Raw genomic sequence first — 12,933 nt, forward strand, 5'->3', positions numbered from 1 at the left:
GGGAGCAGGGGGTAGGGAGCAGGGGAAGCAGAGGAAGAATAACCAATGCCCAATGCCCAATGCCCAATACCCTGCATCACATTACCACTGGGCGATTAAATCTTGAATTGCGGCTCGTGCTTCTGATAGAGATTGGGTACGAGCATCACCTTCGTTCAGGCTATTAGCGTTAATAAATTGAATGTCTGTAATCCCAATAAAACCAAAAATCGTCCGCAGGTAAGGTTCTTGGAAGTCATAGGCAATGAAAGGGGATGTTGCGCTAAAGTCACCACCGCGAGCTGTGATGATAACTGCCTTTTTACCCTCGACTAAGCCTCTAAAACCTTGAGCATCTAGAGCAACAGTCCGGTTAATGCGAACAATTTGATCGATGTAAGCCTTAAAAGTGGAAGGTATATTGAAGTTGTACATTGGCACTCCAAAGATGTAGCGATCAGCTGCCAAAAACTCATCAACCAGTTCGTCAGAAATCCTAATTGCCTCGGTTAATTCTGGAGTATGGGTTTCTGGTGGTGAAAATGCCGCCGCAATCCAAGCTTCATTAACGTGAGGAACTGGGTGACGCCCTATATCTCGATAGGCGATCGCATCTTGAGGATGGGCTGCTTTCCAACCACTGACGAATTCCTTAGATAGTTCTCTGGAGTGCGATCGTTCACCACGGGGGCTGGAATCAATATGTAGAATGTTTACCACCAAATATCTCCTGATTCGCTAAAATTTCTGCTTTTACTTTTTTTGAATCTAAATTTCAAAGCATTACGTCAGATACTAAAAGGAACTAGTTACTAAAGTAAAGTAGTTCCCATAAAGTAACTGTTGGACAATTTTGGCTAATTTATCGATGTCTGTCTCTAAAAATCCTGATGCTTGCCCAGTCAGTATTCTGATGTCCTTACTATCAGGACCTTGGACAATGTATATACTGTGGGTCTTGTGTAATAGTGGGCCTACTCGCTTTGGTGCATTGAAGCGCCAAGTTGAGGGCATCTCAACCAAAGTGCTGACGGAAAGACTGAGGATGCTTGAGGCAGCAGCAATTATTTATCGCGAGTATGAACCAACTGTTCCACCCCAAGTAACTTACGGTCTCACAGAACGTGGTCAGGAACTCATTGAAATCCTTCATCAACTTAATGCACTTGCTGAACGTTGGTATGGCAGCGAACAACAGGAACATAGCAATACTAATGTTTAACCCTAAATTCCACAAGTCTCATTTCAAAGCTAAGTATTTTTAGAGCGTTGTTCAAAAATATTGTAACTGTGGGCTTCAAGACGGTTCTATCCACACCGAAAGCTCCTCCATATCAAATAGAGGAATTTTTTGAATACCAGCTTTTTCGAGACTGTTGTCTTGTGTACTTCCGCGCCAGATGACGCAGAGTACGAAGTCCACGAGCGCTCCCTCATTACGCAGCGCTTCGGTACTTTTTACAACCTGACCACCTGTTGTAATTACGTCTTCAATGATACACAATTTTTTCCCTTGGATATCAATTCCTTCTGCTATTTTCTCAGTCCCATATTCTTTTTTTGTCTTCCTAACAAAGACAACTGGTAATTCAACTTCTAATGAAATTGCTGTTGCTAAAGGAACTCCACCTAATTCCAGCCCTGCTAGAATTTCCGTGCCTGATGGAATCTTTTTTACCATTTCTTTAGCTAACCGCTTCAGTAACAAAGGATTAGATTCAAACTGATATTTATCAAAGTAATGGGAAGATATCTGACCAGAACGCAACCGAAACTCACCTCTCAAGTAAGAAACACGAACAATTTCTTTGGCTAATTCACTTTGACTCATTTTTACAAAAAGCTGGGGTAAGTGTAAAAAAGCCGATGGAGAATGCATCGGCTTAACTGACAATATTGAACAGATGAATAATCTACTGTTCCTGGATAGCTGCTGCTTTGGGAGAAAACTGAATTCTGGGATCTGGCATGAAATTGTATCTCAAGTACAATCCTCCCCAGACAAACAGGATAATTAACAACCCACCAATACCAAGGGGACTGGGAAGCCAGAAAATAGCTTCTATGTGGTTTAGCTCACCAGGCTGGAGTTTCCACACTAATTGATTGCCATTTTTTTCGGGTTCAATCGCAGTTTCAGTTAGTTGAATGTTTTTGGCTCCCCAAGGAGTCTTCAAGCTAAATTCCAAATCGAGAATTGAACCAGCATTAGCCAAAACGTTACCTTTGCTGGCAATTAGAGATAGCGATCGCAAATCCAAATCATAAATCAATCGATTTCGCACTAAAAGTAAAAAATAATTCTGCTCCAAGAGGACGTTTGATTCAATTTTCGGCAGTTCTGAGTTAGATTCGCTCTGCACAGACTCAGAGGGTTGATTAGTATGGGAGTTAAAAAATTCGTTGAACTTTTCTTGCAATTCCCTACCACTGCTAAAAGGAATTGTGACGATGATTTCTTCTTGGGAAACTCGCTGTGTTTTACCCTCAAGTTGACGGGCGCGTCGTTCTATGCTATTTAACCATTCGTACACAGAATCGCCACTAAAACTGGTTAGCCGTTCTCCCAACTTAATATGCTGTACTAATTCGCCACTATTTGAATTATCAAAGTTAAGCCCTACATCGTACTTAACACAGCCAGTCAGTAACAGGGAGGTTAACAGCACTAGCCACAGAATAGGATTTCGGATAGGAAAGACGCGATTGATTCGATTTCGACCATTCAGTGGTGAGAGAAATTTCATATTTGCCAACACAAAACTAAATGGTCTGATTAACCACAAGAAAATCTTTCCAAAAATTGAAGAATTTGAAACCATAAATTTCCTCAAAAGTCAAACTTTTTAACCAATATTGACCTCTTAATATTGTTTGAGATTCCTGGAATACCATTTTGGTCACTCCGAGACTAGGTAATGGATACTGGGGAAGAAAAAATGAGTAAGATTTGGTTTGGGTCTGAATATTCATTCAAACCCTCCCAATCCCCAAAATTATTATCAGCCAGGGGTTCCTGAAAAACTCAACCAAACCAAGTACGAGATGGTCAAACCAATGGCAATTAGCGCCACCCAGATAAAGCGATTATCTCTGGTATTGACCTGACTGAGGTCAATAAATTCTGGCTCCGTAGGTTTAGGCTTTTGCTGGACAGAAGATTTACTAGATTTAGCAGCTACGGAAATTTTGAGTTCATTATCGGGTAGTGCGCCCAAATCGGGGATTTCAGTCATCCATTCGCTGGGTCTTTTCAGCTTTGGTGCTTTTAAGATATAAAGCATCTGCCGCGCTTGTTTGCTGGTTTCAAAATAGGGATGGCGTTTGAGTCTTTCGCAAAGAGCGATCGCATCATCCGTGCGTCCAGCCGCTTCATAAGCTGTCACTAGATGAATTTCTACTTCGCCTCCAAGGCGAGAATTACGAGCTAACAGAGCGCTGGCCTTTTCTAAATTTTCTACGGCTTCGCGGTATTGCCCATTTTCAAAGGCAACTTTCCCAGTCTGGTAGCGGGTTTTAGCAATTTCTAAACTTTCTGTACTCACGTCTTATACAAAAATTAGCACTATTTTCATTTTGCCAATGCCAGCAATCTTTTTGGAATCTTTTCAAAAGCTGGCAATCTGAAAGTGGATAAACTTCTAAAATTTTAAGTAAGTAGCTGCGACTATTTTCTGATTAAAAATTCCGGTATCAAATGCAGGTGAGCAAAATTATGTTGAAAATCAAGCATTCGCAACTGAATTGGCTCTTAGCAGGTATGACTTTAGCAGTGATGGGTGTAAGCATTGCTCCAGCTTCCGCCCAACGTGTGTTCGTGATTGATGGTGGTTATGGAGTCAGGCGTAGCTGCGGAGCAGCTTGTCGTCAGACATCGCCTGCTGTCGGTTCCTTTATTTATGGTAGTCCGATTCCTACACCTATGCCTGTAGACCCAGCAACGGGATTAATACCACAACGCAATCATTACCGCGATTATTCCTATCCCCAGTTCAGGCAGAATGTGAGAAATCCCATCCTGATTAATCCGACAATTCGAGATTCAACCCTAGTTAATCCGATAATTATCAATAATTCATGGCGACGTACACCATTTAGCGGTGGGCGATCGCGGGTTATTATTACCTATCCTCGGTAAAGCAGGGAAATGGGAAGATGAGGGATAAGCAACTCCTCACTCCTCACTCTTCACTTCTCACTCCTGACTCAGCACTCTTAAGAGGTAAACTGCGACCCCAGAATCATTGTCCCAATCCCAACATCAGTAAAGATTTCTAGTAATAGGGCGTGGGGAATGCGACCATCAATGATGTGTGCTGCACGGACTCCTTGAGCAAGCGATCGCACACAACAACTCACTTTGGGAATCATCCCACCGCTGACTATACCATTAGCAATCAACTCGCGGGCTTCGCGAATATCTACTTTTGGAATCAAAGTAGATTGGTCTTTGTAATCTTTTAAAATTCCACTGGTGTCAGTCAGTAAAATTAACTTTTCTGCTCCTAGTGCAGCAGCGATTTCTCCAGCTACAGTATCAGCATTAATGTTATAAGCTTGCCCTGTCTCGTCTGCGGCGACGCTAGACACTACCGGAATATAGCCATTGCTAGCGAGGGTGTCCAAAATCTTGATGTTAACATTGCTGACTTCCCCCACAAAACCGATGCCTTCTTGACCTTGGGGACGGGCTGTAAATAGATTACCGTCTTTACCGCAAAGCCCTACAGCCAATCCCCCAGCTTGGTTAATTAGCGCGACAATTTCTTTGTTAACTCTACCAACTAAAACCATTTCCACCACATCCATTGTGGCGGCATCAGTAACCCGCAGACCATTTTTAAACTGTGGTTCGATGCCCAGCTTATCTAACCAACTGTTAATTTCTGGGCCACCGCCGTGGACTACAATCGGACGCAAGCCCACGCAGGATAAGAATACAATGTCGCGGATAACCTTGTCTTTGAGTGTGCTATCTTTCATCGCTGCGCCACCATATTTGACAACAACAGTGCGACCGGCGAATTGTTGAATATAAGGTAGTGCTTCGCTTAGTACACGCACACGAGTGGCTTCAGCTTGCCTGATGTATTCAGAATCGTTGTCCGTCATGAGGAGCCGCCGTTAAGAGTTAAAACCTATTTCAGTAAGTGTAGAAGACTTTGTAACTCGTCACAATCTCTGATGTCATTGAGTATGTTTGTACTGATTATTCATAGCTGTTTGGTTCAGTGACGAGTTCACCATCTGGCATAATCGTATTGTAGAAATAAGCCCCATAGATTTCTGCGCCAAGCCAATTAACTTCCAATAAATTTGCATTTTCAAAATTGACACCCTCCATACGAGTAAGTTACGCTCATCCAGTGTAGGCGTAGCCCGTCGTAGACATCGTTTGATAAAATTACAAGAGAAAATGCAGGAGTACATCGATAACGGTACATCACTAGGCTGGTTAATCGATCGGCAGAATCGAAAAGTCTACATTTACCGTCCGAATCGAGAATTTGAAATTTTGGATAATCCTGAAGCAGTTAGTGGCAATCCAGAATTACCAGGATTTGTCCTACGGATGGGCAAAATTTGGTAACTTGAGTCTTCTTAATGAAAAACTTGTGTTTTGAGAACGCTAGGAATTGCCTCAAGTATTTGCTGAGAGTAAAGTGATTTTCGTTGTTCGAGGAGCGATCGCATTACGCTACGCCATAATCTGTATACTGACGCTTGTATGGAGCTTGCAAACCCAAGACAATATCCTCTCGTGGTACTCCCATCATTACTAATTCCTCTGCTGGATTGCGATCGGTTAAGTTCTGTTGCAGCCAGATTTTGCCATCTTTAATATCAAAATGCATCGCGCATCGATAAATACGATTAAATCCTTGCCAACCGACATTCATCCATTGATAATGATTGCGTTCTGTATCTAAAATCAGTTGAACTTCGACATTATTATCCGAGACATCATCACTAGCATAGTTCGTCAACAATGTTTTCACCAATTCTTGATATTTGGCTAATTTATCCACTGTACAATCACCTCATTTTCCGGCTCATAAACAATTAACAAGACCTGATACTGTTTTATCGCAGTTTTAGTAAATTCAAGTTGAAAAAATGTTTTGTACGTATCCAATGGAACTGCTAAGTATAATACTCGCTCTGGTTCATATCCTGCTAACGCTAGACGGTAACTAAGAAATTGTCCCAAAGCAGAATAAAAATCTGTAATTGCCGAGGGGTTTAAAAAGCTTTTGATTTCAATTGCTATTTTTTCATTTCCTTTTTCTGCGGCAATTATTTTCTCTACGCCTAAATCAATTTGGAAGTTGACTTCCCCAAATTTGAATTTTAATGGATCGCTTGTAATTATCCATTGTTCTTTTTGCAAAGCTCTTTTAACTGATTCATGAAAAATATCTTTTGCAGACACAGTTAGATTAATATTTCCCATTAATGAGAAACAGCTTTTTTCAGGATGCCAGGAATTCCCTCAAGTACTCGCTTGGCAACGTCTTCAGGTGTATCTCCCTCTCGCTCAGTGATGTGCAAATCGGCTTGAGAGTAAAGTGGTGTTCGTTGTTCAAGGAGCGATCGCAATTTACCTTTAGGATCGGCATCTTGTAGCAATGGTCTTGTGATATCCTCAGCTAAACGGTTGTAAATTATCTCCACTGGTGCATCTAGCCACACTATCAAACCGTGGTGCAAGTAACCCCAGTTTTCTCGCTTCAGTACAATGCCCCCACCAGTTGCTATAGTCAACTTTGTAAAAGCACAAACTTTTGAAAGTACGTCGCTTTCTAACTGGCGAAACCCTGCTTCACCAACTTGTGCAAATAACTGGTTGATAGATTTACCTGTGGCTTGGGCAATGACATCATCAGTATCCACAAACCCATAACCCAATTCCTTTGCTAGTAAGCGCCCTACCGTCGTCTTACCAACGCCCATAATACCAATTAAGTACAGGTTGACTCCTTGTAATAAGCTGCTCACCAGTTGCTTCGCTCCAATTATGAGTTTTGAGTCACAGTTTCAAATTATAGACTTAACGACTCATCCGTGCGTATTCAAGTAATGCCTGAGTTAAGCTGCGACTGGAAAAGCGATCACTAATAAGCTGATAATTAGAATATAATTTGTTCTTATAGGAGTGTTTCTCGATAAGATGTCTAAGATACCAGTAATCTCAGAACACATTGAAATTACTCCAAGTGTGTGCGGAGGTAAACCGCGCATTGCTGGACACCGAATTAGAGTGCAAGATATTGTTATTTGGCATGAAGGGATGGGACTTTCCCCTGACGAAATCGTTGATCATTATCCTAGTATTACTTTAGGTGATGTCTATGCTGCTCTAGCTTATTACCACGATCATCAAGATGAGATCAGGCAAGAAATTGCAGAAGGAGAAGCCTTTGTCAGAGAAGTACAGGCTCAAACTCCTTCGATTCTGCAAGACAAACTAAAGAATCGAAATGACACAAAAAATTCGATTCCACCTAGATGAAAATGTCAGTGATGCTATAGCAAAAGGCTTACGTCGTCGTGGTAGTGACGACTACATCAGAAACAGGATTGATAGCTGCATCAGATGGAGAACAGCTTTATTTTGCAATGTCTCAGAATCGGGTAATTTTCACCCATGATGATGACTTTGTAATACTTCATCAAGTGGCCTTATTATGCATACAGGAATTATTTACTGCGCTCAGAACCGCCGGTCAATTGGGGAAATATTGAGGAGTTTAATTTTAATCTGGGAAGTTATTGAGCCTGAAGAGATGAGATATCAACTTGAATTTCTCTGAAAGCTTTTATGGTTTTACTCAAATGCAAAAAAACTAGACGCTATGCGTAGCTTGCTTGCTTCCACGTTCGCGCAGTGTCCTGTAGGGAAGAAAGAAATACAGTAAGCTTTCTTGGGAAATACCTACGCGTAGCTTACTTAAAGTAGGTGTATGCTAACGCATCCTGGGCGACTCCAGTTTTTCACCTTCACTGAGTATCTGGTTTAGTTACTCAGCATTTATTCTATGTATTTATATAATCTATTCAAAAGATAACTCTACACAGTATTGCTACTAAGATTTTGATCGGCGACATCAGCAATTTCCGTAGTAATATAACCACAAAGCAAACCTCTGAGAAATTTATTTTCAACGGATGTCAAGGCTTTTCACTTTGCAGATCTCAAGCTTTCGTAGAAATTTTCTAACTTTCAATTATTTTTAAATAATACAAATTCATCTTTGTATTTGAGTTGAATTCACTGCTGTTATTACTGCCATTAATGTATTTAAAGTAACTTAGGCAAGAAATTAACCATTTTTATGTGAAATTTCCATAAGTAATAAATGATGAATTTGTAAAGAATGTAGTAAATTTCCTGATGTAACTTGGTAATTGCTGCATAGCGATCGCGGTGCTTAACAAAAAAATTAACGTAGCTTGTTTGAAACTTTATCCAAACAATATCTGTCTATCTAAATAATCAGGGTTTTTACTCTGGTGGATAATTTCAAGTATACATAATACTGTGTTTCTAAAAGTTCAGTATCGTTTCTCTAAAAGTTCAGTTATAACAAGCTCTGCTCAATTAAATGTTTTTGATAAAGGTGTAAATAATGACTTATTTGCTGCGATCGCTCAAAAAAACCTTACGAAATTGAAGTTTTGGCACAAAGACTACTGCATATTTCACCCCAATAAGCCTGAATGAATAAATATAGTATGAATGAGGTGTCAACTATGACTCGAATTCGTGATGTTGTACAAAAAGCTTTAGCAACTGGCTATTTGACAGTGGAAGCTGAAGATCAACTACGACAACTGTTGACTACCCGATATGACTTAGAAGATTTTAATGCTTTCATGACTTTGCAAGAAGCTGCCATGACTGGTAAGGTCAAGCAGGAGTCTAGAGAGCGGTGTGGCATCAAGTAGAAACATAGCCTGCTCATACATCTCACCGACGGGGACGTTTACCATCATCCTCAAAATCATCATCATCCTCAAAAAACTCCCAATCATCATCATCCGCTTGATTGGTAGTTGGCGGCTGATAAGGGGGGATGATTACCCGGTAATCAGCATCATAAATTGATTCAGTTTTTCCCGCAGCCGTATTTTTTGGCTCGCGATAGCTGTAGGAGTAAACTGAACCAGACTGAGAACTGCTTTTGGCTTCTGATTGACGTTCGTAAGTTTTAGAATCTCTCGGCTGTTGAGCTTGAGGATTAGGGGTAGGTGGTGACTCTGATTTTTCATCAAAGTTCCAATCATCTCCACTGCTATTTGTCTCCCAATCATCAAATACCTCACTGCTAGTCTCTTCTTTTTTACTAGCAGGTGGTGGAGGACTAGCAGGGCGAGATGTAGGTTCTTCTCTACGCGTTGCCTTCGCACGAGGCGAAGTTGCAGTTGTGTTAGGAGTTTGGCGTTGTCCTGCCACAAAATAATTGGATAAGTTAAACAAGGTAGCAATCAATATAGATGTGAAAGCACCAGTGGCAGTACTGAACAAAATCCATATCGCTAGTGGTAGTGGTTGAGTTCGCACGCCCAAAAATACTAGCGATAAGGCAGGTGAGAAATTTTGGACTAACAACAGCGTTAGTCCTCCCAGTACTGCCACCAATAGAATTAAGCGAATTACAGCCATAGCAATTTTGTCAGTTGTCAGTTGTCAGTTGTCAGTGGTCAGTGGTCAGTTGTCAGTTATCAGTCTGATTACTCTTCACTAATTACTGTTCACTGACTACTGACACTATCAGCCATCTCTATCATTACCCTTTTAGGACTATTGTGAAATTTATGATAAATCCACTGAGGGCATTAGCGACGACCTTGCCACCGCTGAATTGGGATGCAGTCAATATCTAGTTGATCTAAAGCACGGGCAACTACAAAATCAACTAAATCCTCGATGGTTTGGGGATTGTGATACCAGGCGGGAATAGCGGGGACAATTCTCACTCCAACTTCTGCTAAAGAGGTTAAATTACGCAGGTGGATGAGGCTAAAGGGCGTTTCACGCGGGACAATGACTAGCTTTCGCCCTTCTTTGAGTTGGACATCTGCTGCCCGTTCTAGTAAATCGGAACTCAAGCCAACCGCTAGCTTTGCCACTGTACTCATACTGCATGGAATGATCATCATCCCCAGAGTGGCAAAGGAACCACTGGCAATTCCGGCTCCGACATCACTCCAAGGATGGCAGCGGAGTTTACCCGAAAGTGCAACTCCAGCTTGCTCTCGCCAAAATTGTTCTTGCCCGGTTGGTTCTGGTGGCATCCGAATTTCCTGTTCTGACTGCCAAACCATGTAAGTTGATTTAGAGGCAACCAATTCAATACTATACTCCGCTTCTAGCAAAAATTTGATCGCGCGAACAGCGTAAATCAGGCCAGATGCGCCCGATACGCCTAAAATTAGAGGTTTGGTGTGATTTGACACGTAAGTTTTACTGGATTTTACTCATCTTCGGAGTAAGAGTCTAGGTCATCAGGCTCAATATCATTTGGTAAATAGAGGTCTGAAAGCTCGTCACGGGAATCATTGCCAGTTAAACCTTTTGGTACACCATCGCTGCCGACTGTTACCAAATCAATTTGTTGACGGTAGTAATCGACACTTTTAACTTGAACGGCGACGCGATCGCCTAATCGATAAGAAGCGCGATTTTTACGACCAAACAGTGCTTGTTGTCTGGCGCGATATTCATACCAATCGTCTTTGAGAGAACTGACGTGTACCAATCCTTCTACCCGCAAAGGCACACCAGGATTACTGCTGGACTCCACCTCAGCAGCCGGTACTTCAATTTCCACAAAGAAACCGTAGGATTGAACCCCGGTAATTACGCCTTGAAATACCTGACCAATGCGTTGCTTCATCAGTTGGGCTTTTTGTAGTCCGGCTAAATCGGCTTCAGCTTCTTGGACTTCTTTTTCGCGGTCGTTGATTTGAACAATTACCCTAGTCAAATCGCTTTGGAGTTCTTGTTGCAATTCTGGGGGTAAAACGTTCCAGTTAATTTCTTCATGGCTGGAGGAGTGGCGCAGGTTAACCCGCTCTCTCACACGGGTATTGCGGCGATCGCGTCCGTTTTCGAGTAGCGCGTAATACACTCTCTGCATCAGCAAATCTGGGTAACGCCGCAAGGGGGCGCTAAAGTGGACATATTGTGGTAGCGCCAGACCAAAGTGAGATCCTTTGGTGGTACTGTATGCAGACGGCTTAAGTGTATCTTGTAATAAGTAGGTAAGAACTTGCTCAGAGGGAGATTCAGCAAAAGCTGTGGTCAAATGTTGATAATCTAAGGGTTGGATATCGACTTCTGGATCTAGTGTGAGGTCAACGCCTAAATTGACTGCCAATTTCAGCATTTCCTGGACATCTTCAACATCGGGAGTCCCTTGGACTCGCCAGATGGCGGGAACACCAAGGGCATTTAAGTGAGTTGCAAACAGTTGATTAACTAACAGTACCAACTCCGTGAGTAGCGATCGCACTGGTAAATCATTCACTACCACAGCGCCGAGAATCCCCTCATCATAATAGGCGTTTTGGCTAGGCGGCAGATTCAACTGGAGGCTACCACGAGTCAACCGTACCTGTTTCACGGCTGTTTGCAAGGCTTGGAGGTCTTGCAGTATTTGGGAAACCTGTGGTGATTTATCTTGAGCTTCACCTGTGAGAATTGCTTGGGCAAGTTCAGTACTCAGTGCTGTCTCTACGTTGATTACACTGGGTTGAATTTCCCACTCCAGCACTTGCCCAGATTGGGGATCAATAGTAATTAAAAAAGAGATGGTTAAGCGATCGCTCCCAGGTACTAAAGAACAGCGTTCTGCCACAGTTGCAGGTAATATTGGCAACACTAATTCTCCCAGATACACTGATTTGCCCCGTTTGAGCGCTTCTCTATCTAGGGCTTCGTCAGGTTGGACATAGTGAGAAACATCAGTGATATGAACGCCCAAAAGCCAATTCCCGGCTAAGTTTTTTTCTAAACTAAAAGCGTTTTCTATAACTTTGCTATCGCCATTTACTCCTTCAATAGTGAGAGTAAACAAATTACGCAAATCCAGCCTATTTTTCAGGTCTGCTTTCAGCAGCTTTTTGGGCAACTTGGCGGCAGCTTCCAGGACATTATCTGGAAAAGTCCGGGAAAGGTCGTGTTTGCACGTAACTAAATCTATATCAGCAGCAGCTTCGGCATCACTACCGAGGATTTGCACCACTCGACCAAGGGGAGGATATTGTGCTAATGGGTAACGCAAAACTTCCACATGAACCAGGTGATCGATCGCTTCTTCTAACTTAGCCCCGTTAGGTTGAATCTTGAGTTCAAACAGCAATCGATCATCTAAAGGCACAGCCCGGAAACCAGCTTCTACCTGCTTAATTCGTGCCAGTAACGTGTGGTTGGAACGTTCTAGAATCAGCTTCACCTCCCCTTCAGGAGAGCGACGGCGACTGCCTTCTTTGAGAACTCTCACTAAAACGCGATCGCCATTCCAAGCATTACTTAGATGACTTTCGCGGATGTAAATATCCTCAGCGCCTTCCACATCTTGAATCGCAAAGCAAAAGCCTTTACTAGAACAACGGAGTTTTGCCTCGATTATTCCGTCTTCGGAAACACGGCGATACTTGCCCCGTTCCTTTACTAAAATACCGATTTTTTCGAGAACATCTAAGGCAATGTGAAGTTTTTGTAAACTTTTTTCATCTTCACAGCCAAGTTTCTTTTCTAAAACCTTTCGAGCTACCAATTTATCATCGGTGAAATTGGCAAGGAGTGTAGCGATTGAAAATTCCATGCAGTGAACCGACCTTTGGTCAAAACATCATTTTTTGTCTAATCTGGTTCTTTTCTGTATACCCTCACGGCTTACAGAAACAAGCTGGAAACTAATTGCCCTGAAGTAAGACTTCCTAAGT

General features: G+C 42.2%; 18 protein-coding genes and 1 pseudogene. 7 read left to right on the forward strand and 12 right to left on the reverse strand.

Going from position 1 to position 12,933, the window contains the following annotated elements:
- Window positions 1-81: 81 nt before the first annotated feature.
- Window positions 82-699, reverse strand: coding sequence for an FMN-dependent NADH-azoreductase (locus HWQ44_RS27590; protein ID WP_292725170.1), 618 nt, complete (start codon window positions 697-699; stop codon window positions 82-84).
- A gap of 148 nt (window positions 700-847) precedes the next feature.
- Between HWQ44_RS27590 and HWQ44_RS27595 the strand changes: the two genes are divergently transcribed.
- The gene (locus tag HWQ44_RS27595; protein WP_292725171.1) at window positions 848-1,201 is read left to right on the forward strand and encodes a helix-turn-helix domain-containing protein; all 354 of its coding nucleotides are present in this window, start codon (window positions 848-850) and stop codon (window positions 1,199-1,201) included.
- Window positions 1,202-1,276: 75 nt separating this feature from the next.
- Here HWQ44_RS27595 and pyrE read toward each other — a convergent pair whose 3' ends face one another.
- The 3 genes from pyrE to HWQ44_RS27610 form a co-directional block, all read right to left on the reverse strand.
- Window positions 1,277-1,810, reverse strand: coding sequence for an orotate phosphoribosyltransferase (gene pyrE / locus HWQ44_RS27600; RefSeq protein WP_292725172.1), 534 nt, complete (start codon window positions 1,808-1,810; stop codon window positions 1,277-1,279).
- Window positions 1,811-1,892: 82 nt separating this feature from the next.
- Complete coding sequence (locus HWQ44_RS27605) at window positions 1,893-2,801, reverse strand: DUF3153 domain-containing protein (RefSeq protein ID WP_292725173.1); 909 nt, start codon at window positions 2,799-2,801, stop codon at window positions 1,893-1,895.
- Between the two features lie 180 nt (window positions 2,802-2,981).
- The gene (locus HWQ44_RS27610; RefSeq protein ID WP_292725174.1) at window positions 2,982-3,524 is read right to left on the reverse strand and encodes a tetratricopeptide repeat protein; all 543 of its coding nucleotides are present in this window, start codon (window positions 3,522-3,524) and stop codon (window positions 2,982-2,984) included.
- Between the two features lie 170 nt (window positions 3,525-3,694).
- On the opposite strand from HWQ44_RS27610, the gene HWQ44_RS27615 reads away from it, so the two are divergent.
- Entirely contained in the window at window positions 3,695-4,117 is a 423-nt protein-coding gene (locus HWQ44_RS27615; protein WP_292725175.1) for a hypothetical protein, read from the forward strand.
- A gap of 77 nt (window positions 4,118-4,194) precedes the next feature.
- Here HWQ44_RS27615 and argB read toward each other — a convergent pair whose 3' ends face one another.
- Window positions 4,195-5,091 (reverse strand): acetylglutamate kinase, encoded by an 897-nt coding sequence (argB, locus tag HWQ44_RS27620; protein WP_292725176.1) that lies wholly within the window; start codon window positions 5,089-5,091, stop codon window positions 4,195-4,197.
- A gap of 97 nt (window positions 5,092-5,188) precedes the next feature.
- The gene (locus HWQ44_RS27625) at window positions 5,189-5,323 is read right to left on the reverse strand and encodes a pentapeptide repeat-containing protein (RefSeq protein WP_292725177.1); all 135 of its coding nucleotides are present in this window, start codon (window positions 5,321-5,323) and stop codon (window positions 5,189-5,191) included.
- A 60-nt stretch (window positions 5,324-5,383) separates the two neighbouring features.
- Here HWQ44_RS27625 and HWQ44_RS27630 point away from each other — a divergent pair.
- A pseudogene (locus tag HWQ44_RS27630) lies at window positions 5,384-5,569 on the forward strand (Uma2 family endonuclease); the annotation flags it as partial.
- 103 nt (window positions 5,570-5,672) lie between these two features.
- Here the strand turns inward: HWQ44_RS27630 and HWQ44_RS27635 are convergent.
- Genes HWQ44_RS27635 through HWQ44_RS27645 form a run of 3 tightly spaced genes read right to left on the reverse strand, consistent with a single transcriptional unit; the run spans window position 5,673 to window position 6,978 of the window.
- Window positions 5,673-6,008: a XisI protein gene (locus tag HWQ44_RS27635; RefSeq protein WP_292725178.1), complete on the reverse strand. Its 336-nt coding sequence runs from the start codon at window positions 6,006-6,008 to the stop codon at window positions 5,673-5,675.
- Entirely contained in the window at window positions 5,996-6,412 is a 417-nt protein-coding gene (locus HWQ44_RS27640) for a XisH family protein (RefSeq protein ID WP_292725179.1), read from the reverse strand. The genes HWQ44_RS27635 and HWQ44_RS27640 overlap by 13 nt, the downstream gene beginning before the upstream one ends.
- Window positions 6,413-6,432: 20 nt before the next feature.
- Window positions 6,433-6,978 carry a shikimate kinase gene (locus HWQ44_RS27645; RefSeq protein WP_292725180.1) on the reverse strand — a complete coding sequence of 182 codons (546 nt, stop codon included), beginning with the start codon at window positions 6,976-6,978 and terminating at the stop codon, window positions 6,433-6,435.
- 172 nt (window positions 6,979-7,150) lie between these two features.
- On the opposite strand from HWQ44_RS27645, the gene HWQ44_RS27650 reads away from it, so the two are divergent.
- The 4 genes from HWQ44_RS27650 to HWQ44_RS27665 all read left to right on the forward strand — a co-directional run bounded on the left by HWQ44_RS27650 (window position 7,151) and on the right by HWQ44_RS27665 (window position 8,928).
- The gene (locus HWQ44_RS27650) at window positions 7,151-7,492 is read left to right on the forward strand and encodes a DUF433 domain-containing protein (protein ID WP_292725181.1); all 342 of its coding nucleotides are present in this window, start codon (window positions 7,151-7,153) and stop codon (window positions 7,490-7,492) included.
- Window positions 7,461-7,631 (forward strand): hypothetical protein, encoded by a 171-nt coding sequence (locus HWQ44_RS27655; protein ID WP_292725209.1) that lies wholly within the window; start codon window positions 7,461-7,463, stop codon window positions 7,629-7,631. The genes HWQ44_RS27650 and HWQ44_RS27655 overlap by 32 nt, the downstream gene beginning before the upstream one ends.
- Entirely contained in the window at window positions 7,561-7,725 is a 165-nt protein-coding gene (locus HWQ44_RS27660; RefSeq protein WP_292725208.1) for a hypothetical protein, read from the forward strand. The genes HWQ44_RS27655 and HWQ44_RS27660 overlap by 71 nt, the downstream gene beginning before the upstream one ends.
- 1,008 nt (window positions 7,726-8,733) lie before the next feature.
- A complete protein-coding gene (locus HWQ44_RS27665) occupies window positions 8,734-8,928 on the forward strand; it encodes a hypothetical protein (RefSeq protein ID WP_292725182.1) in 195 nt (64 codons plus the stop codon).
- Between the two features lie 22 nt (window positions 8,929-8,950).
- On the opposite strand, the gene HWQ44_RS27670 is transcribed toward HWQ44_RS27665, so the two are convergent.
- The 3 genes from HWQ44_RS27670 to HWQ44_RS27680 form a co-directional block, all read right to left on the reverse strand.
- Window positions 8,951-9,646, reverse strand: a complete 696-nt coding sequence (locus HWQ44_RS27670) for a LapA family protein (RefSeq protein ID WP_292725183.1) — start codon at window positions 9,644-9,646, stop codon at window positions 8,951-8,953.
- A 173-nt stretch (window positions 9,647-9,819) separates the two neighbouring features.
- Window positions 9,820-10,440 carry a flavin prenyltransferase UbiX gene (locus HWQ44_RS27675; RefSeq protein WP_292725184.1) on the reverse strand — a complete coding sequence of 207 codons (621 nt, stop codon included), beginning with the start codon at window positions 10,438-10,440 and terminating at the stop codon, window positions 9,820-9,822.
- Window positions 10,441-10,457: 17 nt separating this feature from the next.
- Entirely contained in the window at window positions 10,458-12,812 is a 2,355-nt protein-coding gene (locus HWQ44_RS27680) for a ribonuclease R family protein (protein WP_292725185.1), read from the reverse strand.
- Window positions 12,813-12,933 lie beyond the last annotated feature (121 nt).

Origin of the sequence: Nostoc sp. JL34 (assembly GCF_017114945.1) — a bacterium.
Classification (GTDB): Bacteria; Cyanobacteriota; Cyanobacteriia; order Cyanobacteriales; family Nostocaceae; genus Nostoc.

Coding starts and splice junctions, on each gene's coding strand:
- HWQ44_RS27605 (WP_292725173.1), bottom strand. CDS start 2,801: ATGGTTTCAAATTCTTCAATTTTTGGAAAGATTTTCTTGTGGTTAATC.
- HWQ44_RS27595 (WP_292725171.1), top strand. CDS start 848: ATGTCTGTCTCTAAAAATCCTGATGCTTGCCCAGTCAGTATTCTGATG.
- HWQ44_RS27625 (WP_292725177.1), bottom strand. CDS start 5,323: ATGGAGGGTGTCAATTTTGAAAATGCAAATTTATTGGAAGTTAATTGG.
- pyrE (WP_292725172.1), bottom strand. CDS start 1,810: ATGAGTCAAAGTGAATTAGCCAAAGAAATTGTTCGTGTTTCTTACTTG.
- HWQ44_RS27650 (WP_292725181.1), top strand. CDS start 7,151: ATGTCTAAGATACCAGTAATCTCAGAACACATTGAAATTACTCCAAGT.
- HWQ44_RS27615 (WP_292725175.1), top strand. CDS start 3,695: ATGTTGAAAATCAAGCATTCGCAACTGAATTGGCTCTTAGCAGGTATG.
- HWQ44_RS27680 (WP_292725185.1), bottom strand. CDS start 12,812: ATGGAATTTTCAATCGCTACACTCCTTGCCAATTTCACCGATGATAAA.
- HWQ44_RS27655 (WP_292725209.1), top strand. CDS start 7,461: ATGACACAAAAAATTCGATTCCACCTAGATGAAAATGTCAGTGATGCT.
- HWQ44_RS27670 (WP_292725183.1), bottom strand. CDS start 9,646: ATGGCTGTAATTCGCTTAATTCTATTGGTGGCAGTACTGGGAGGACTA.
- argB (WP_292725176.1), bottom strand. CDS start 5,091: ATGACGGACAACGATTCTGAATACATCAGGCAAGCTGAAGCCACTCGT.
- HWQ44_RS27665 (WP_292725182.1), top strand. CDS start 8,734: ATGACTCGAATTCGTGATGTTGTACAAAAAGCTTTAGCAACTGGCTAT.